At 45.2% G+C, this 19,458-nt stretch carries 15 protein-coding genes and 1 CRISPR repeat array; of the genes, 10 read left to right on the top strand and 5 right to left on the bottom strand.

The genetic code is table 11. The annotated features are described in order from the left end of the window. Positions 1–58: 58 nt before the first annotated feature. Complete coding sequence (locus QUB30_RS03205; protein WP_333328964.1) at positions 59–1,036, bottom strand: acetamidase/formamidase family protein; 978 nt, start codon at positions 1,034–1,036, stop codon at positions 59–61. Between the two features lie 319 nt (positions 1,037–1,355). On the opposite strand from QUB30_RS03205, the gene QUB30_RS03200 reads away from it, so the two are divergent. From QUB30_RS03200 to QUB30_RS03190, 3 genes are all read left to right on the top strand, one after another. Then, positions 1,356–3,179, top strand: coding sequence for a metallophosphoesterase (locus QUB30_RS03200; RefSeq protein WP_333328962.1), 1,824 nt, complete (start codon positions 1,356–1,358; stop codon positions 3,177–3,179). A gap of 116 nt (positions 3,180–3,295) precedes the next feature. Further along, the gene (locus QUB30_RS03195; RefSeq protein ID WP_333328959.1) at positions 3,296–4,543 is read left to right on the top strand and encodes a DUF262 domain-containing protein; all 1,248 of its coding nucleotides are present in this window, start codon (positions 3,296–3,298) and stop codon (positions 4,541–4,543) included. A gap of 13 nt (positions 4,544–4,556) precedes the next feature. Further along, positions 4,557–5,198 carry a HEPN domain-containing protein gene (locus tag QUB30_RS03190; RefSeq protein WP_333328955.1) on the top strand — a complete coding sequence of 214 codons (642 nt, stop codon included), beginning with the start codon at positions 4,557–4,559 and terminating at the stop codon, positions 5,196–5,198. Positions 5,199–5,355: 157 nt separating this feature from the next. Here the strand turns inward: QUB30_RS03190 and QUB30_RS03185 are convergent, their stop codons facing one another. Both QUB30_RS03185 and QUB30_RS03180 read right to left on the bottom strand, forming a co-directional pair. Beyond that, positions 5,356–6,561: a DUF4336 domain-containing protein gene (locus QUB30_RS03185; RefSeq protein ID WP_333328952.1), complete on the bottom strand. Its 1,206-nt coding sequence runs from the start codon at positions 6,559–6,561 to the stop codon at positions 5,356–5,358. 125 nt (positions 6,562–6,686) lie between these two features. Further along, the gene (locus tag QUB30_RS03180; protein ID WP_333328949.1) at positions 6,687–7,508 is read right to left on the bottom strand and encodes a Uma2 family endonuclease; all 822 of its coding nucleotides are present in this window, start codon (positions 7,506–7,508) and stop codon (positions 6,687–6,689) included. A gap of 119 nt (positions 7,509–7,627) precedes the next feature. Here QUB30_RS03180 and leuB point away from each other — a divergent pair, with 119 nt between their 5' ends. Beyond that, positions 7,628–8,713, top strand: a complete 1,086-nt coding sequence (leuB, locus tag QUB30_RS03175) for a 3-isopropylmalate dehydrogenase (protein WP_333328946.1) — start codon at positions 7,628–7,630, stop codon at positions 8,711–8,713. A 207-nt stretch (positions 8,714–8,920) separates the two neighbouring features. On the opposite strand, the gene QUB30_RS03170 is transcribed toward leuB, so the two are convergent. Next, the gene (locus QUB30_RS03170; protein ID WP_333328943.1) at positions 8,921–10,399 is read right to left on the bottom strand and encodes a bifunctional orotidine-5'-phosphate decarboxylase/orotate phosphoribosyltransferase; all 1,479 of its coding nucleotides are present in this window, start codon (positions 10,397–10,399) and stop codon (positions 8,921–8,923) included. A 239-nt stretch (positions 10,400–10,638) separates the two neighbouring features. On the opposite strand from QUB30_RS03170, the gene QUB30_RS03165 reads away from it, so the two are divergent. From QUB30_RS03165 to QUB30_RS03145, 5 genes are all read left to right on the top strand, one after another. Then, complete coding sequence (locus QUB30_RS03165; RefSeq protein ID WP_333328940.1) at positions 10,639–10,851, top strand: pentapeptide repeat-containing protein; 213 nt, start codon at positions 10,639–10,641, stop codon at positions 10,849–10,851. Positions 10,852–10,948: 97 nt separating this feature from the next. Further along, complete coding sequence (locus QUB30_RS03160; RefSeq protein ID WP_333328936.1) at positions 10,949–11,659, top strand: DUF547 domain-containing protein; 711 nt, start codon at positions 10,949–10,951, stop codon at positions 11,657–11,659. A gap of 244 nt (positions 11,660–11,903) precedes the next feature. Beyond that, positions 11,904–13,382: a CRISPR direct-repeat array (repeat unit 37 nt; unit sequence GTTGCAATCAACCTAAATCCCTATCAGGGATTGAAAC). Between the two features lie 123 nt (positions 13,383–13,505). After that, on the top strand, positions 13,506–14,906 hold the full coding sequence (locus QUB30_RS03155; RefSeq protein ID WP_333328932.1) for a DUF2157 domain-containing protein: 1,401 nt from the start codon (positions 13,506–13,508) through the stop codon (positions 14,904–14,906). A gap of 98 nt (positions 14,907–15,004) precedes the next feature. Beyond that, on the top strand, positions 15,005–15,703 hold the full coding sequence (locus QUB30_RS03150; protein WP_333328929.1) for a GDYXXLXY domain-containing protein: 699 nt from the start codon (positions 15,005–15,007) through the stop codon (positions 15,701–15,703). Between the two features lie 471 nt (positions 15,704–16,174). Continuing rightward, entirely contained in the window at positions 16,175–17,296 is a 1,122-nt protein-coding gene (locus tag QUB30_RS03145; protein ID WP_333328925.1) for a hypothetical protein, read from the top strand. Positions 17,297–17,425: 129 nt separating this feature from the next. On the opposite strand, the gene QUB30_RS03140 is transcribed toward QUB30_RS03145, so the two are convergent. Beyond that, entirely contained in the window at positions 17,426–18,016 is a 591-nt protein-coding gene (locus QUB30_RS03140) for a methyltransferase domain-containing protein (protein ID WP_333328922.1), read from the bottom strand. Positions 18,017–18,188: 172 nt separating this feature from the next. On the opposite strand from QUB30_RS03140, the gene hemH reads away from it, so the two are divergent. Beyond that, entirely contained in the window at positions 18,189–19,352 is a 1,164-nt protein-coding gene (gene hemH, locus QUB30_RS03135) for a ferrochelatase (protein ID WP_333328918.1), read from the top strand. Positions 19,353–19,458: the final 106 nt, after the last annotated feature.

Raw genomic sequence — 19,458 nt, 5'->3', positions numbered from 1 at the left:
TGTAGTTTGTGCGATCGCGATCGTGATTTTTTTATCACTTCCGTGTTATTATACCACATCAAACTCGATTACCAATTATTTTCACCTCCGGCAAAATACACTTGGGCAGCATCCCGTGAACTCCTTTCTGAGGCTTGTTGACCACCTGCGTAATCCGAAAATTGGCAGCTATTGAACACAAAACATAAGCATCTTCCTCTTTCAAACCCCCAAAAGTTTGCAGCCAATAAATCATCTGTTTTAGTGCCAACTCAAAAGCCTCATCTAACGTCCGCCCGAACCCCATAATCACAATATCAGCAAGCGTTTCCGCAAAAGGAAAATCCAGAAATAAATCCTTGCGTAGAATAATTTTAATACTGCCGTTCATCGAAGTTTCAATGGCAGTACCGTCAACTTCACCGTCTCCTTGTGCCGAATGTCCGTCGCCGACAGACAGTAAACCGCCGCGCAGAAAAACAGGTAAAAATAACCGCGTTCCTGGTTGGAGCTCCTGATTGTCCATATTGCCGCCGTAGCGCTGTGGAGGAATAGAAGAACGGTTGATTTCTGAATTGGCAACGCCGATAATTCCAAAAAAAGGATGCAGGGGAATCCGAATGCCGCTACCTGGGGGAAATTCCGCAATTTTTTGCTCTAAATCTAGCGGAATAAACCGCAATTTAGGTTCGCGAAAATACTCAGGCAAAGCTCCAGATCCGGCGCGAATTGCATTAAATCCTACTGGTAAACTCGGGTAAACATCCTCAATGTGAATTTCTAAAACGTCTCCAGGTTCGGCATTGTTAACATAAATTGGCCCTGTTAGCAAGTGGGGTCCGGGGCCTACTTTGCGGTTGGAAGGCAAATTCTGACAAATATCTAAAAATTCCGGCGTCAGAAATTCGGGCGGGGCCTTGTCAGCAACATAATATCCTGAATAGGTTTCGATATCGATGCGATCGCCCGAATCCACCCTTAAAGCCGGTTCAATATTCGGAGAAAAACCGCCCAAGTGTACGGTGTTGCAGTTAGCCTTGAGAAGGTGGCGGGTCATGGGATTTTAGATTTTAGATTTTAGATTTTAGATTGAAGGAAGGGTGTTAAGAATGTTATATCGCAAGTCTCAATTATTTTTGAGAAAGATTTTTTTTTATGAACCGCAGAGGGCGCAGAGGGCGCAGAGAAATAGAATTGAGAGATCGGAAGATGTGAAAAAATGGTTGAAGTTTGTTAGATAGGAGATATTTTACTAATTTCTTAACTTTTTGATAACGTTGGTAGTTTAAACTTTAAAGTGGGCGGGTTTATATGTATTTGGGGGGGAGTTCTGTTTGGCTGGTGAAACCCCCCCTACAACTAATGACTAATGACTTATGTTAACGCCTTTGCCCAATAAAGTAGAAATTTCTCAAGGTTATTCTCGCAATCCCTGGTTTTTTGCTGTTTTGATTTTGATTGTCCTATTGCTAGGTTTCATTATGCCATCTTACCTCAACGAACCTCAACTTTTAACCGATCCGTTTTTGCAACTTCCAACAGCAAACTCGGTGCGAGTTGTCTGGTTTACCGAGTTTGCCGGTACTCGCCACACGGTTGCTTACGGCGAAAATCTGAATGAAATTGCGACTGCAAATACTACGAAGCTAAGCCGCACTCGCGAAGACAAAGACTCGCGCATTTCCGATGAAATCAAACAAAGCATAATTGACAGCAATTCAATTGTCCGCGACATCTGGCGCCACGAAGCAGAAGTCCCCAATTTAATGCCCGGTGTTCGCATTCCTTATCGAGTCACCAGCGAAAGGAAAGACGGCGCATCTGTCAGCAGCAAAATATTCACTCTTTCTCCGACACCAGCAGCAGGAATTGCGCTCAAAATACTCCTCACTTCCGACCATCAATTGATGCCTATGACAGCAGCAAATCTCCAGAAAGTAGCCGAAACAATTGGGAGAGTTGACGCGGTTTTTATGGCAGGGGATTTAATTAATATACCCGATCGCGCTTCTGAGTGGTTTGACGACTACCAAGGCCGCGCCTTCTTTCCCGCTATGCAAGGTCGCGCATTTTCCGAACTGGACAAAAACGGCATCAAAACCGTTTACAGCGGCGGCGAACTGATCCAACACGCGCCTTTATTTCCCGCCATTGGCAATCACGAAATTATGGGTAGGTATTCAAATTGCAGCACACTCTACGAGCAGTTTCACGATCCTTTTCCCCGTGCCGCTGCCGAGAAAATCTACGCTCAACGTGCTGCATCTTTGAATCCCAATAATGACCCTTCAGTGCGCGAAATCTGGCTGAAAAACCATACTTTTAATAGCGATACCTATGACGAAATTTTCAATTTGCCGGGAGTAAAAAATTACTATGCTGTGACTTTTGGGGACGTGCGGTTAGTAACTTTGTATGTTACGAATATCTGGCGGACTCCGAATTTAGATCCGGGTGCCAGAGGCAGGTATCGCGAACGGGACGAAGATTTTAATAATCCCGAAAAATGGGGATACGGACAGCATATTTTTGAGCCGATTGTCAAAGGCAGCGCTCAATATACTTGGCTGCAACAAGAGTTAAAGAGTTCCCAGTTCCAGCAGGCAAAATATAAAATTGTGATGTTTCACCACCCGCCGCATTCTCTGGGTGACAATATTGTACCTGCTTATACCGATCCAGTGCAAATAGTCGATCGCGCTCTCGATGGCGAGATTAAAATGGTGCGTTACGAGTATCCGAAACAGCAAGATTATCTGATTCGGGATGTAGTGCCGCTGCTAGAAACAGCGGGGGTGCAGTTGGTATTTTACGCACATTCGCACTTGTGGAATCGATTTGTAAGTTCCAGCGGAATGCACTTTTTGGAGACTTCTAATGTAGGCAACAGTTACGGTGCTTTTGCGGGGGAAAAGCGCCGATTTGTGCCGCCGGGATATCGGGAAGATTACAGCGCTATTGGAGACCCGAACGGATTGAAACCTGTGGTGCCAACTGTTGCGCCTTTGTTGGGAGAAGACGGGCGGCCGCTGCCGTATATTGAGAGTAACGATATTACGGCTTTTACTATTTTGGATACGGGCGAGGGTACGGTTAGCAGCTACTATTTTGATACGCGGAAACCGGAATCGGAAGTGGTGAAGTTTGATGAGTTTAAGTTGAAAAATTCGCCATCTAGCTTAAAAATAAGTAAAAATTAAAAGCGCTCGTTTTCATAATCGATAAATTAGTTACTGCTATGATAACTTAACGCTTCTGACTTCTGCTATACTTAGGTATCTGTATCCAAATTAAACTTACCAAGTAGAGCGCGGTCATGCCTGAACTAAACCTCTTAGAAAAACAAGAAAAAGTAAGCTTTGATGAGGAAGATGAAGCTCTAGATTATGAGCTTGAATCTAATGGTAATCCCAAATCAGTATTAGACGAAATTTCCGAAATAATTGTAGCTGGAAATGACTGGACGACAGCCACCATACTCGATCAACTTGTTCGTGACAATATTCAACTTAATCCAAGATTTCAAAGACGAGATGCTTGGGATATAACTCGCAAAAGCAGGTTTATTGAATCTATTTTTCTAGGATTTCCCATTCCCGACATAGTTTTGGCTTCTCAAGATAAAAAGCGCGGAAAATTTGTAGTTCTTGACGGCAAGCAACGCTTGCTTACGATTCTGCAATTTTATGGAAGGAGCGAAACTCCCAACGATAGTTTTGCTTTGAAAAACTTAGAATTTAGACCTGAACTCAATGGTTGTACGCATGAGGCTCTAAAAAACGATCTTCTCCATAGTTCTGTACTTGATGCACTCGATAATCAAACTCTTCGTACTACATTGATTCGGAATTGGCATACAGAAAGTTTACTATACAAAATTTTTCTGCGTCTGAATGTAGAAAATACTCCGCTATCTCCCCAAGAACTCAGGCAAGCATTGCATCCAGGTGATTTCATCAATTTTTTAGATGACGAATCAATTAAAAATCAGGCTTTAAGAAAAATACTTAAATCCCAAAATCCCGATCCTCGGATGCGCGATGTCGAATTATTACTGCGATATGTAGGATTCCATCATTTTTTATCCGATTATCGCGGTAATCTTAAAGTGTTCCTAGATATGACTTGCAAAAAGCTCAACAAGGATTGGAAAGAGAAAGAAACTGAGGTCAGATATACAGTTAGCCAATTTGAAAAGGCAGTGCAAACAACCACTACAATATTTGGAGAAGAAAATATATTTCGCGTGTGGTTGAGTAGTTATAATACTTACCGAGGCAAGTTTAATCGAGCTATTTTAGATGTAATGGTTTTTTATTTTTCAGATCCAGTTATTAGTGAAGCTGCTGAGAAGAATCCGGCGGGTGTGGAAAAAGCTTTTAAAGAGTTATGTTCATCATCTAATAGCGAATTCAGAGAAGCTGTTGAGAAAAGCACAACTAGCATTCGCGAAACTCATACTCGTCTCTCACTGTGGGGCAAAGCTTTGTTAAAGGTTTTGGATGTAGAGTTTAATGTACCTGAACTCGTAGATAACCATATTATCTTTAACGGTTTGAGGTAAGTTATTGAGAGGTATGCCAAAATCAGTTAGATTTCGTACTCTAACCCAGCAGTTAAATAGGTTAAAAAAACAATTTTTTCCTAAGATTAATCCTCTAGGTTCATATTCCGATCGGCAGCTAGCCTTAACTCTTGCCTACAGAGTTTTAGTTCATGCCGAAATTGAGGCTTATTTTGAGGACAGAGTTTGGGAAGTAGCCCTTAATGCTAAAAATAATTGGGATAGTCAGGGTAAGACTTGCCGTACTTTAATCTGCTTGCTTGGCTTTTCTGGTCAAATGATGGAAGCACCACCAGATACACTGAGTCCAACTAAGGGAAGTAAAGCTTTGCCACCGGAAAAAATAAAAGTCAACAAAAAAATAGATTTAGCTATTAAGAGTTTTAAGCGAAGCATTGACTCGAATCATGGAATCAAAGAAGCTAATCTTCTGGCGTTGCTTTTGCCAATAGGAATAGATACCGATGATTTAGATCCTGCTTGGCTGGCTACCATGAATACGTTTGGGGAAGAAAGAGGTGTTGCGGCACATACTTCAGCTACATCCCCGAAAACTATTAGAAGTCTAAATCCTATAAATGAACTGCGGAGGGTAGAGCAAATTATTCAAGAACTTTTGAGGGTGGATGAGCTGATTGATAATTTAATGAGATAAATGAATAAACCGACACCAATTGTCAAGAGTTTAATCTTTTTGGTAGGCTTCTAGCCGGAACGGGCATCTTGCCCGTTCCACAATACTTTATTTTTTTGTGGCACAGGCAAGATGCCTGTGCTCAAACAGCTTATTCAGAATGGTGCAAAATTTCAGATTAAACTTTCTCTTTCGCAGGCGGAACCAAACCAGTTTTATTCAAACCCGCATCAATCTGCCTGAGCAATTTAAAATCGTCTTCGGGTAAGGAATTAACAGGCGAGTGTTTTTCCAGAAACGAGAATGCTTGCCGAAATTCACGCGGCCGGGAGTCGATCGCACTATCGAAGTGACAAGGTACAATTTTTTCAAAGTCCCAACTCGCCACTTTATCCACCCAATCGAGAGTTTCCCTCGGCGCGCGGTTGAGAATCAAAGTCTGCAAAATCGGCGCGACAAACAACCGCCCTCCTCCCCGCAAAGCCTCAAACGATCGCTCCCAATCTGTTTTCCACTTGAATGGATACAACCCGAAATAAGCTTTCCTAGAGCGTTCTGGCGCGAGGCGCGCGCTGGCAAATACCTCCGACCACGGCGGCACTTCCAGCACGCTGGGGCTAAAATACATGGCAAATAAGGCGATTCTCTGCCACCCTTTGCGCCGATTTTCGTGGGTGTCTGCCACCGTGTCCGAGGCGCTGTCTTTGGCGTGAAATAGCAGCGGGTACGAGTCGAGTTGGACGATCGCCGGCGGATTTTCGGGAATGGAAACCACGGAATCTGTTAACATCAGCGTGCGCGATCGCCTGTGAAATAACGCAACTTCAGCAAATCTGCCCAAACCGAGGTCGAGGGGGCCGAGAATTGCCCAGTCAAATTGATCGGCTAAGGGGGTGTTGCTGCTGTCTTGGGGCAGTACAGAGGTGCGTTTGGCGGGCAAACCCAGCCAACTCAGCGGCAAATTCACGGGGAAACTCCACTGCTGCGGGGCGACAAACACCTGCGCTTCGGGAAAACTCCTCGCAAAGGGGCCGACAAAAACTTTGTGCTCGATGCCGGAAACCGTTGTCAGCAGGATGTACTTAACCTCGCCGTGCTCTGCTACTAACTCTTTTACCAAGCGGATGCACTCACGAGTCGGTGCAACGGGGGCGTAGACGAGAAGGCCTTCGGGTTCTAATTTAATTACTGTCATCCGAATCGGGACGACAACGTAGAAAATGCCTTGTACTTGGTCGAAAGTCCAGATTGTGTCCTTGACTATTTCCTTGCGGATGGTGCGCCGCTTGCTGTAGGGATAGAGGGGGACAACTGGCCAAAAGGCCCAAGAATAGTCCCGAGAATCAATCTGTGCTGATGTTGGTATGCCTTCGCCCTCTGCCACTGCGCGACTCCTTGCCGATTTTTTTGTACGTGCGTGCGATCGAACTGTTTTTATTTTATTTCACTCCTGTTGCGCCGATTCGAGGAGTTGAAAAGGGGTTTCACCAGGCCTGAGTGCGAGAACTATTAAACCAACTGTTCAGGATCAATGCCTAGTTCCCGCAACCGCGCCGCTAGTCTTTCCTCTCGCTGTTGAGATTCTGTCAGTTGCTGTTGAGATTCTAGAACTTGCTGTTGAGCTTCTATCAGTTGCCGTTCCGCCGCCGTTGCTCTTTCACCCGGACTCAAAATCAACCCTCCTTGGGCCGTAAACCACCGCAACCACAACCGATTCATACTCTTATAACTGCCTTGCCACCAACCTAAACTCAACTGCAACTCAGGAATAAATAACCGCCCATCAATTAATTCTGCAGGTTCATAGTGGCCTCCTACAAGATGAAAAGCTTGCAATTCATCCGTGTAGCGACTGAACACAAAATAGTAAGGAATCCGCAAAATTTGTTCATAAACTTGCCACTTAGTCGGAGGTTCCCCAGCTTGCTGAACAGTCCGCCCTAAATCTTCATCTTCAGTGCCCGGCGATAGCAATTCCACCACCACAAACGGATTTACCCGTTCTTGCCAAACTACATAACTCAAACGCATATCGCGCCCTTGATAAAGCCTTGGCACACCCACCGCAGCAAACCAATCCGGGCGTTTATGCCAGCGCGGTTGTGTTGCATCGTAATACAAATTTAGGTCACTCGCTGTAAAGACTTGTTCCGCATCCCATCCCGGCGGCAAAAACGTGAATTCCAAGAGTTGCGGCTGATCTAAATGAAATGTATCTGGCAAACCGGGCTCCTTTGGGTCTTCGCTAGGTAAATCATACATTGTTGGCAAACTCTGCCGGGGGTCTAAAGGCGGTTCAGCTTGAGCAGGCGGGTAAGTCGGGAATGTCATAATGAATTCTGAGGTTGCTTATCCTGATATGATTATAGCCTTGTGAGAATGTCTGGCATTTCCAAAGAATTCCCATTAACTCTCAATCCCAAATCTCAAATCAAAACTCCTAAATCGATATGACTCAAAACTACCGCATCACTCTTTTACCAGGAGACGGCATCGGCCCTGAAATTATCGCTGTGGCGGTAGATGTCCTGAAACTTGTCGGTCAACAATTGGACATCGGCTTTGAATTTCAAGAAGCTTTAATGGGCGGCGCTGCTATTGACGCAACAGGCAATCCGCTACCCGAAGAAACACTCTTAAAATGCCGCAACGGCGATGCAGTATTGTTAGCAGCAATTGGCGGTTACAAGTGGGATAATTTGCCCCGCGAACAGCGCCCGGAAACGGGATTATTAGGACTGCGCGCCGGATTAGGATTGTTTGCAAATTTGCGTCCGGCGACTATTTTACCGCAATTGGTTGATGCTTCTAGTTTGAAACGGGAAGTTGTCGAAGGCGTGGATATTATGGTCATCCGCGAACTCACAGGCGGCATTTATTTTGGCAAACCGAAAGGTATTTTTGAGACGGAAACAGGCGAAAAACGCGGTGTCAATACGATGGCTTATACCGAGTCGGAAATTGACAGAATCGGGCGAGTCGCTTTTGAGACTGCCAGGAAGCGCGGGAAAAGGCTGTGTTCCGTTGATAAAGCGAATGTTTTGGACGTTTCCCAACTCTGGCGCGATCGTATTATTGCCCTTTCTTCAGAATACCCGGATGTCGAACTTTCTCACCTCTACGTTGACAACGCAGCCATGCAGTTAATTCGCTGGCCGAAACAGTTCGATACAATTGTCACCGGCAATTTATTCGGCGACATTCTTTCCGATGCGGCGGCGATGCTAACTGGTAGTATTGGGATGCTGCCTTCTGCTAGTTTGGGAGCAACCGGGCCGGGAGTTTTTGAACCCGTGCACGGTTCCGCACCAGACATCGCTGGACAAGATAAAGCAAATCCCATCGCCCAAGTTTTAAGTGCGGCAATGATGCTGCGCTACGCATTAAATCAGCCGGAAGCTGCTAATAAAATTGAGCAAGCAGTTGTCGAAGTTTTGGATCGAGGTTATCGCACTGGTGATATCATGTCGGAAGGCATGAAACTCGTCGGCTGTCGGGCAATGGGCGATGCTTTAATGGAAGTTTTGCAAGGTTGATATATTTACCGGGTAGGGGCGGGTTTTACCAATAATATTCGACGCACACGCACAATCTCATAAACCCGCCCCCACACAACTAATAACCTATATCAACCTTGACTTTGAACGAAGGGAAAAAATGTACATTGAGTGGGGGCGGGTTTACAAAATTATTAATTTTTAGCCCAGATGGTTGGTAAAACCCGCCCCTACAGGAATTGGGGTTTAATGTTCCGCTGTCAAAAGATTGAATTGCTCGGTATCGATGCGATTTGCTTGATACAAAGTTTGAGCAATTTCCGAAAGCGCTAACACTGAATGGGCGCGATAACCGTTGGCCTGCATCTTATCTTTAACTCCCTGTTCGTGGTCGATTAATACCACGATATCTTCCACATTCAAGCCAGCCGATTTTAACTTAGCCGCGCCTTCCATCACGCTTTTGCCACTAATCAAAATATCATCCACTACGACAATCGTTTCTCCTGCCTGAAAATGCCCCTCAATTAATTTGCCCGCACCGTAAGTTTTCACCTCCTTGCGCGGGAAAATCATCGGGCGTTCCATCCGCAATGCTAAACCGGTTGCTGTGGGTAAAGAACCGTAGGGAATTCCCGCAATGCGATCGAATTTTAAATCCTTGAGAATGTCTGCATAAGCGCTGACAATTTGGTGGAAAATCTGCGGAATAGAGATAATTTTCCGCAAGTCGATGTAATATGGAAATACGGCGCCCGATGCTTGTACGTGGTCGCCAAAAACTACGCAGCCGATGTCATAAAGTTGCAAGATTAAATCGCGGTGAGGTTCGGGTTGCAAAAAGCAAACATCGGGCAGCCACAATTCGCAGGTGGGACTACCTTCGATCGCCCGCAGCCTCTGTTGATTAATATTATCCCGCAATTTCTCAATTTCTCGGCGCGGCTCTTTCTCCGCTAATAAACTCGGGGGGACTGGCAGCAATAAACCTTCACCATTCTTGCTTAAACCGGCCGCCAGCAGTTGTGCGAGGTCGTTTCCTTCTGCAATGCCATTTTCTTCGGCGATGTCTCCTTCGACTAAAATTAGGCGTTCAGGAGCAGCTTGGCGGATGCGCGCCAACATATCCGGCATTACTCCTACTTCTAAACCGACTTTTTCGGGAGTTCCCCAAGTTTGAGAGAGTCGGACTAATTGCAAGTACAAAGGATTTTCTGGCGTCGGGTATTCTTGCACAGCCTCGGCTGAGGGGTTGGCGGTGGCACAGAGTACAAAAACAGTTTTTCCGGCGTATAACAAAAAAGGCGCTACTTGGTCGAATCCGGCATAGGGACTTAAGGTAATAGCGTCAACTCGCCAGTCTTGAAATACAATTTTGGCAAAGACTGTGCTGGTATTTAAATCGCAGTGTTTGGCATCTAAAATTACTGGCAGGTGAGGGGGAATAATTGTTAAAATTTCTTGCAGCAATGCCCAACCGGGAATACCGAGAGATTGGTAAAAACCGAGGGTGATTTTGCAAGCACAAATTAAATCGGCTGTTTGGTCGATCGCACTTTTTAGCTTTGCCAACAAATCAGTTACAAAACTTTGAGTTTCCTCCCCAGTCATAGAAACCAGCGGGGCCAAGGTTTCCGGGTCTGGATCGAGGGCTAAATACAGCAAACTTTGATTTTTTTCAACAGCCGCTAACAGTTTATCGAAAAAGTCGGTTCGTTCCGTCATAATTTGTTAGGAAGGTAAGGGGGAATTAAAAAATTGCAGATCAAAGTGAAAGGGGTGTTGTGCCGGAAGAAACCGATCCCCGTTGAAATTGAAATTAAGAATCTTTTAAGATTGTAGAATGTAAAGAGCAGGAAATCTGTAACTTTGCGAGCAGTTTCATGGGGAATGATTTTCGGCTTGGCTACACCGGTGATTGCACCTAACCCCCAGCACGTCAATTAGTTGCGGTAAACTAACCAGTGTCCGGGCGGCGATTTTATCGGCATTCCCTGCCGCACGCGAGTTTAGCAAATGCCCATTTGCAAGCGGCAGATTTGAGAGAAGCAAATTTTAGGGAAGCTAATTTATCGGGGGCAAATTTGAGCGGGGCTTGTTTGTGGCAAGCTAATTTACAAGGCGCTAATTTGACTCAAGTTAATTTAACCAGAGTTCGTTTAACGGGGCTAATCTAAAAAATACTACCGTTGCAGGTGTTATTTCGGTTGACAGTAGTATTAAATAGAAGCAGAAGTTAAAGCAATGCCCGCCTTATCATAGGGATAGTAATAAATGATCGCTACGATCGACTTTAGGATTTGGGACGAGTTGCTGCAACGCTACGTTGACGATTTCGGCCGCGTCAATTATCGGGGCTGGAAAGCTGAGGGGGCGGATGTTTTGAGGGCGTGGCTGGAAAGTTTGGCGGATTTGGATTTGGCGGATTTTACTGATGCGGATGCGCGGCTGGCGTTGTGGCTGAATGCGTACAATGCGATCGCAATTTCTCAAGTTCTGGAAGTATATCCGATCGCGTCGATCCGTCCCAAAGTTTTGGGAATTCCCAACTGGCTGAGTTTTTTGGATTTTTTCACTCGTTCAAATGTGATTATTGGCTGCAAAAAGTACAGTCTCAATCAAATCGAACACGCAATTTTGCGGCCGGAATTTGCCGAACCCCGCATCCATTTTGCATTAGTTTGCGCTTCTGTCGGGTGCCCGCTGCTGCGCCGGGGGGCTTATTTCCCGGAGTCGGTACGGACTCAACTAGAAGCGGATGCCAGCCGTTTTATTCACAATCCTGATAAGGTGCGATATGATGCCCAGAAAAAGACGCTTTATTTGAGCAAGATTTTTAAGTGGTACGGCGAGGATTTTGTAAAGGCGGCGGGTTCGGTGGCTGAGTATGTGGGCGGTTATTTAGGGCCGGAGGCGGCTGTGGGTGATGGATGGGCGATCGTTTTTTTGCCTTACGACTGGAATTTGAATCGGGTTGATGGATAAAATTTGCGCCTAGGGGTAGGTGTTTTTTTGAGGGGGTAATTTTTTTCGGCTGTATCAGTTGCGTAGTATGGGTTTAAGGCACTTTATGAAAAATCCGACGCAAATGCTGTATTGCTTGCTGTCAAAGGTTTTGAGGTTTGTTTAAAATTTTGCCTCTTGACAGGTCGGTATTGAAAAGGTACTTTTAGTACAGACGCAAACGAACCTTGAAAACTAAATACAGTAAGAGTGTCAGAAACCAACTGTTGCAATCAACCTAAATCCCTATCAGGGATTGAAACCTGTGCTTGCACCGATTATTGATAATGCTCACAATGTTGCAATCAACCTAAATCCCTATCAGGGATTGAAACATCCGGTTGAATCGGTTTTGATTTTGCAGATCACGTTGCAATCAACCTAAATCCCTATCAGGGATTGAAACCTGGCAACCGTGTTATTCGGGGGAACCTCGGTTAAAAAAGTTGCAATCAACCTAAATCCCTATCAGGGATTGAAACACTGGAACAGAAGCGCAATTGTACGCTCCGATATAGTTGCAATCAACCTAAATCCCTATCAGGGATTGAAACACGTATCCTTTAGCTATGAACGGCGACTCTTTGAGTTGCAATCAACCTAAATCCCTATTAGGGATTGAAACACAGCTTCCGCCCAACCAGTTGCTGAAAGATACGTTGCAATCAACCTAAATCCCTATTAGGGATTGAAACATACTATCGCTTATATATCTGTAATAATAATCATGTTGCAATCAACCTAAATCCCTATCAGGGATTGAAACCCATCGTATAACACTGAGAAAGATTCATACGATACACAGTTGCAATCAACCTAAATCCCTATCAGGGATTGAAACTTTTATTCGGGATATCTGCATTATCTGAGAAGAGTTGCAATTAACCTAAATCCCTATCAGGGATTGAAACGGCTGCACAATGTCGATCGGGAATTTTTGCGAAACTGTTGCAATCAACCTAAATCCCTATCAGGGATTGAAACTAAAAAAGCTCTATGCCACGCTTTCTACACTGATTAAAGCCGCAATCAAACTAAAACCCTATTAGGGATTGAAACGCAACCTCACCCGGCTCAAAATAATAAGGCAGTCTGGTTGCAATCCAGCTAAATCCCTATCCGGGATTGAAACTCCCTATGCGGCTATTGATAAACCCCTCTACGGTTGCAATCAACCTAAATCCCTATCAGGGATTGAAACTCGGTGGAGTGTGGGCGATCGTAAGTGGTCGCTAGTTGCAATCAACCTAAATCCCTATCAGGGATTGAAACCAGTTGTAATAATCTGCGATTTATGGGCAGCTTTTGTTGCAATCAACCTAAATCCCTATCAGGGATTGAAACATCAATCGGCTAACAACTTGAATGAAATAATTGATAGCGTTGCAATCAACCTAAATCCCTATCAGGGATTGAAACGACGATTTCCAGGATACGATCAATACAATGGATGTTGCAATCAACCTAAATCCCTATTAGGGATTGAAACACGCCAGCAGTTACGCTCAGCGTTTAGCGTCTCGTGTTGCAATCAACCTAAATCCCTATCAGGGATTGAAACAATTTCCCAATCCCAGAACCCTTACATTTTCCCGGTGGCAATCAACCTAAATCCCTATCAGGGATTGAAACAAAGATTTTACACGCACCATCAAAAATAAATCAATCGTTGCAATCAAACTAAACCCCTATTAGGGATTGAAACTAACCTCAAAACCCAAAAAAGACTTTTGTGCTAGTTCAGCAGGTGTCCCAGCCTCCATCGACAATCAACCCACAAGTGACATATTAAAAACTATCACAGTTCAAATCCTCTGGAATATAAACAATGATTTCAGATAAATTTCGACGGGAGTTGCGCGAACAAGCCAAACTCTGGCAAGCAGAAGGACTCATCGATACTTCATTCTACCAACAACTTTCCGAACGCTACCAATTCAACACACTCGAAACCGCCTCCCGCAACCGTTTCCTCAGCATTCTGATGAGTCTCGGCGGCATTCTCCTCGGTATAGGAGTCATCACCTTTGTAGCTGCAAACTGGCAAGTTTGGTCGCGAGAAGTGAGAGTTGCGCTGCTGCTAAGTCTTTTCGTAGCAGTCAATGCAGCAGGTTTCTATCTGTGGCGCATACCCCCATCCCGAAGCCAAAACTCCAATCTAAATTTGCCCATAACAATAGGGCGAAACAAACTCCTAGGTCAAGGATTGTTGCTGTTAGGAGCTCTGATTTTAGGAGCAAATATGGCTTTGATGGCGCAAATGTTTCACATTGGCGGTTCTTCCTACGGACTTTACCTCACTTGGGGAATCGGCGTGCTCGGAATGGCTTACAGTTTGCGGTTGACTTCCTTGGGCGTTTTGTCCGCACTTTTAGTCGGTTTAGGCTATTGGATTGCCGTGTTAGATTGGTCTTCCAAAGTCGAGTTTTCTTGGCTGGAAGTTTTGGTGCGGCAAATGCCGATCGCAGCCAGTATAATGTTTGTGCCGCTGGCTTATTGGTGTCGATCGCGTGCTATTTTTGCCATAAGTGCGATCGCGATAATTTTTTCCTTACAAGTTTCTATCGTCCAAGGGTTAAATCCAACCTGGGGTGCAGCAATTTTTTGCGCCCTACCGCCCGCTTTGCTGTGGGGATACGACGATGCAATGTGGCCGAAGGTACACAGCAGGCTGTTTCAACCTACCGCCCGCAGTTTAGCACTGCTGTTTCTCGCCGGTGTATTTTATGTTCTTTCTTTCTACGGCTTTTGGCAAGATTCGCCGACTCCTGCACCAACTGAACTCGATTGGATTTTGCTGGCAAATGTGGTTGTTTTGGGCGGTTTCACAGTGTTTGAGTGGCTGCGTTTGGGACGTTTGGAACTGCGGCGACCAAAACAAAAAGCAGTGGATTTGACTACAAGTGCGATCGGCATTTTCATCCTAGCCAGCGCCTTAATACCGCTTTTTCACCTCAATTTTACTCCCATTCCGCAATTAGCGACCTTTCTGTTCAATGTTTTATCATTTCTGCTCGCTGTCGGCTTAATCCGAGAAGGTTTAGCATTAGGAAACCGCAAGACTTTTTGGGGAGGCATGGTATTAATCACCCTGCAAATTCTCAGCCGAGTATTTGAATATAACACAGGATTGTTGCTCAAATCTTTTGTCTTTGTTTTGTGCGGAATTGGCGTAATTGCTGCGGGTTTGTGGTTCGAGCGCCACTTCGCAAAAATCCCCGATGAATAGAAATTATTCATCTCTCTCTTCTCTCACTCAGCGCCCTCTGCGTTCTCTGTGGTTTAATCATTCCGAAACAACCGCAAACAATATAACCCATAAATAACATGAACACCAACAACATTGACTTATTAGTTAAAAATCCAGATACAACAAATCTGTTTCAGCTTCCCCCCGAAGCAAAACGCCTTCCCGCGTGGCGAATGTGGGTTCCTTTGCTCCTGCAAATCGGACTAATTGCCGCCGTACCCGCGACCGCAGTTTACACTTTTATTACTGGCAAAACAGTTGTCCTGCAAACAGTACCCGTAGACCCTTACGACTTTTTGCGCGGATATTACCAAGTTTTGAGCTATAATATTTCCGATCGCACAAATCTCCAAAAACTCCCCGGCTGGAAAGATTTACCCGGTGAAAAAACACCTTGTCCGCCCGGGGTTGCTTGTCCACAAAATACATACAATGTCAAGCCACAAACCAGTTTTTATGTAATCTTAGAAGCGCCAAAATCCGCGACTAATCCCGGCCGCCCCCAAGCTTGGAAACCCGTCCGCGTCAGTCTGGAAAATCCCGTTAATTTGCCCGCCAATCAAATCGCAATTAAGGGTAAATATAACGGTTTCCTGATGGAATACGGCTTAGAAACTTATTATATGCCAGAGGATGAAAGGGAAAAACTCAATCAGGAGATTAGGCAAGCTCAAACGAACCAGCGACAATCTTTTGTGGTAGAAGTAAAGGTTGACAAAACAGGCCATGCTGTGCCTGTGAGTTTGTGGGTGCGCGATCGCAATTATCGATTTTAGCTGATATCTTGCACCATTGTCAGCAACAGGCAAGATGCCTGTTCCACAAAATATAAATTTTCTTGTGGAACAGGCATCTTGCCTGTTCCTAAACAACTAATTGAGAATGGTGCAACATATGAGTTTTAGCCAATCATGCCAAAAGGTCGATCGGGCTTTTGGTCTAGCTTTGAGTATTTTATACCAATTTAAAAAAAGAATGCAACAGTATTCTTGTTCCCCCCCTTGGCAAGGGGGGGCTAGGGGGGGTCGAAGAGTGTTGCACGATTTTAGAGAAATGGTATTAGCTTAGGGATGGGGCTGCTGGTGGGCGATTCCCTACCGCAACAGGCCCGCACCCGCGTTCGGGATAGCTTCGCTAGCGCGGACATTTCAATTGCCGACAACCTAGGAGAATCTATTAAGATATATAAGACTTGTGCAAATCTTGCCAATTCAAGGGCGCAAGTCATGACTCTACTGGAGCTTCTCATGTTAGCCGAGCTAATCTCTGCCAGACGAATACTCAAGACCAAACTCCTCGACTTCTTAGGACTTCCCGAAAATTGCCAAGACAAAACAGATCATCTCGTCAACCGAATTGTATCCCTGCTGGAAGCAAATCCAGCCGAACAAGAAAGATTTTGGGAGACATTCAAAAGTGAATTAGCCGTCGATCCCGTAGAATTAGAAACAATACTCAAGTGTTCGCCAGCAGAACGCCAGCAGTGGATAGAACAAGACAAACTCCCTGTTCTAGAATACCGCTCTTTCCGCAAATCAGGAATCCATTTAGAATATCCCGTTCACGACAGAAGATTCATCTTAAGTCTAACGCCAACCGATATTAATAATTGGCGCAAAGAACCCAAAGGACTGATTAAAAATAATCGCCAAATACCCACCCCAATCAGTACAGAAAAGCCCGAAGAAAACGAACAATCACGAGTAGCTTTTAGTTCAGCTTGGGAAAAAATCATAGCCGACTGGAAAGAACAAGGTTCGGAAGAAATTTCAGCAACCTTCCAGCTAGCTTACTGGACTATTTGGGCGTCGCGGTGGGCCAAAGAAAATCAGCTCAACAGCTTTAAAGCAATTAAATATAAGGAAGTATACGAAACTCACCAGCAGGAATGGTACCAGCGAAAAAATCAAGCTGTCAAGTTACTGATTGAAATGCCTTACGCCATGCTTTACTTCTACCGTCCGGCGGATGCTGACAAATTATATCTAGAACTGTGCGACGACCACCAGGAAATGATGAAAGATGGCTACTATTGGGACAAGTGGGATTTTTTCTATCAGAACCGCAAATGGGTAAATAAGTGCCGCGAATGCGTGTACTCAGAAACCAAAGATTATTACTCGCTTTACTATCTCGAAATCAAAAGCGACAAGTTTCCCGATTTTAGTTTTTCTTTCCACACGCCGTACCCAATCGGCAGAAAATTTTTGCCGCATCCAGAAACGCTGCCTTATGTAGACCACGTAGAGCAAGACGGCATTTTTCGCTTTGGCCGCCCGCTGCTGGAACAAGAGAAAGCTATTCACACAGAAAAGGATGTGTTGCTCAAGTTTGAGGCGGCTTTGGCAGCAGCGAAAAAGTTTGTTTAGTTATGAGTCATTAGTCATTAGTTGACAAGTATAGTAAGATGCGCGCGCCGACCTCAGAAACCGGGTTTCTGCCGAGATTTATCGTCACTCAACCCAAAATTCGTAGAAACCCGGTTTCTTCCCCGCGCACTAATGACAACTGTCAACTGTCAACTGACAACTGTCAACTGACTTTTGAACTTGGATTACTTGAATGCTGCCGCCAGCATAAATTTTGGGTTGTTGAGCTTCTTCGGAATTGTACGATCGCCATCCCACCTCTGCCAACAAACTCCCCAATTCAGTTTCAGTCTCAAATAACCACAAAAATACAGCCAACCCAGGCAAAAATACCGGATTTGTATGCCGATGAAAATCTACCAAAATGAATAGACCACCGGACTTGACCGCGCGGTATACTTCCTGAAAGATTGTCGCAATTGCGCCCGTTGCACTTCGTGCATCGCAACGCTGCTGTGTACTCGTGTCAAACTGACAGTCGGGAAAAGGCATCGACTCGGCAAAAGCTTCTAAATAATAATTGGCTGATGGTACATTTTTCCTTGCCCCTTGCAGAGATAATGGCGAAGCGTCAAGCCCTGTGACATCCTGGGAATATTGCACCATAAATGGCTTAGTTTGACCGCTACCGCAGCAACGGTCTAAAACTTTAGTTTCGGCGCTGACGGTCAAATTTTCCCAGGCTAGTTGACCCAAACGAGCATCGCCACCTACGCTCAAAGCAGCAAGACGCGCGATCGCATCGTAGAGTCACTGATACCGATAACTTAAATCTCTAAAAATTGTTGCCACAGTCAAAATTATGTATACCTTGCTATCGACTTAAGATATTATTAAGTTATATGATAAAGATAAGTAACAGAACTGAGATATTGGGAGAGCTGTAACCGCTATGGGTCGTGTGGGAGTATTGCTATTAAACTTGGGCGGGCCAGATCAAATCGAGGATGTCCGTCCTTTCCTGTTCAACTTGTTTGCTGACCCGGAAATCATTCGCATTCCGTTTCCGTGGATGCAAAAACCGCTCGCCTGGTTGATTTCGACCCTGCGCTTTCAAAAATCCCAGGAAAACTACCGCCAAATCGGTGGCGGCTCTCCTTTACGGCGGATTACCGAGGAACAAGCCGCTTCGCTGCAAGAACTCTTGCAGTCTAAGGGACAGGATGCTCGAGTATACGTGGGGATGCGCTACTGGCATCCTTTTACTGAAGAGGCACTCGCCAAAATTAAGCGCGATCGCATCGAACATTTGACCATTTTGCCGCTGTATCCTCAATTTTCCATCAGCACCAGCGGTTCAAGCTTCCGGCAGCTAGAAGAAATGTGGGGCAAAGATCCAGCCCTCAAAGATATCGAATATACCGCGATTCCTTCTTGGTATCAGCGGCCAGGCTACATTCAGGCAATGTCGGAACTGATAGCCCAAGAACTAGACCACAATCCTCATCCCGATCGAGTTCACATCTTTTTCAGCGCCCACGGCGTCCCCCTCAGCTACGTAGAAGAGGCTGGAGACCCCTATCAGCGCGAGATAGAAGATTGCACTCGTCTGATTATGGAACATTTGAACCGATCGAACGAACACACTCTAGCTTATCAAAGTCGGGTTGGCCCGGTGGAATGGCTCAAACCTTACACCGAAGACGCGATTACCGAATTGGCAGAAAATGGAGTCCAAGATTTGTTGGTAGTTCCGATTAGTTTTGTTTCCGAGCACATCGAGACTCTGCAAGAAATTGACATGGAGTATCGAGAATTAGCAGAAGAATCGGGGATTAAAAATTTCTACCGAGTGCCCGCCCTGAATACTCATCCGGTGTTTATTGAAGCCTTGGCCGATTTAGTCATCGAGTCGATCGAATCTCCCAGCGTTAAATTCTCTGATGTTATACGCCCTTCCAAGATAGTGAAAATGTACCCTCAAGAGCAGTGGGAGTGGGGTTTGACCACGGGGGCGGAAGTGTGGAACGGTCGTGTGGCGATGATTGGTTTTGTGGCACTATTGCTGGAGTTAATTACGGGTCAGGGCCCGCTACACTCGATCGGACTGCTTTAAATTGACAGTTGACAGTTGGCTGTTGACAGTTGACTGTTGACTGTTGACTGTTGACTGTTGTTACAAAGGACTGATGATATCAAATCGGTTGGTATCGGAATTATTC

Source organism: Microcoleus sp. BROC3, assembly GCF_036702515.1.
In the GTDB taxonomy this organism is placed as follows: domain Bacteria; phylum Cyanobacteriota; class Cyanobacteriia; order Cyanobacteriales; family Microcoleaceae; genus Microcoleus.
Note: the sequence above shows the minus strand (reverse complement) of the source record. Positions and strands in the feature narration are given on the sequence as shown.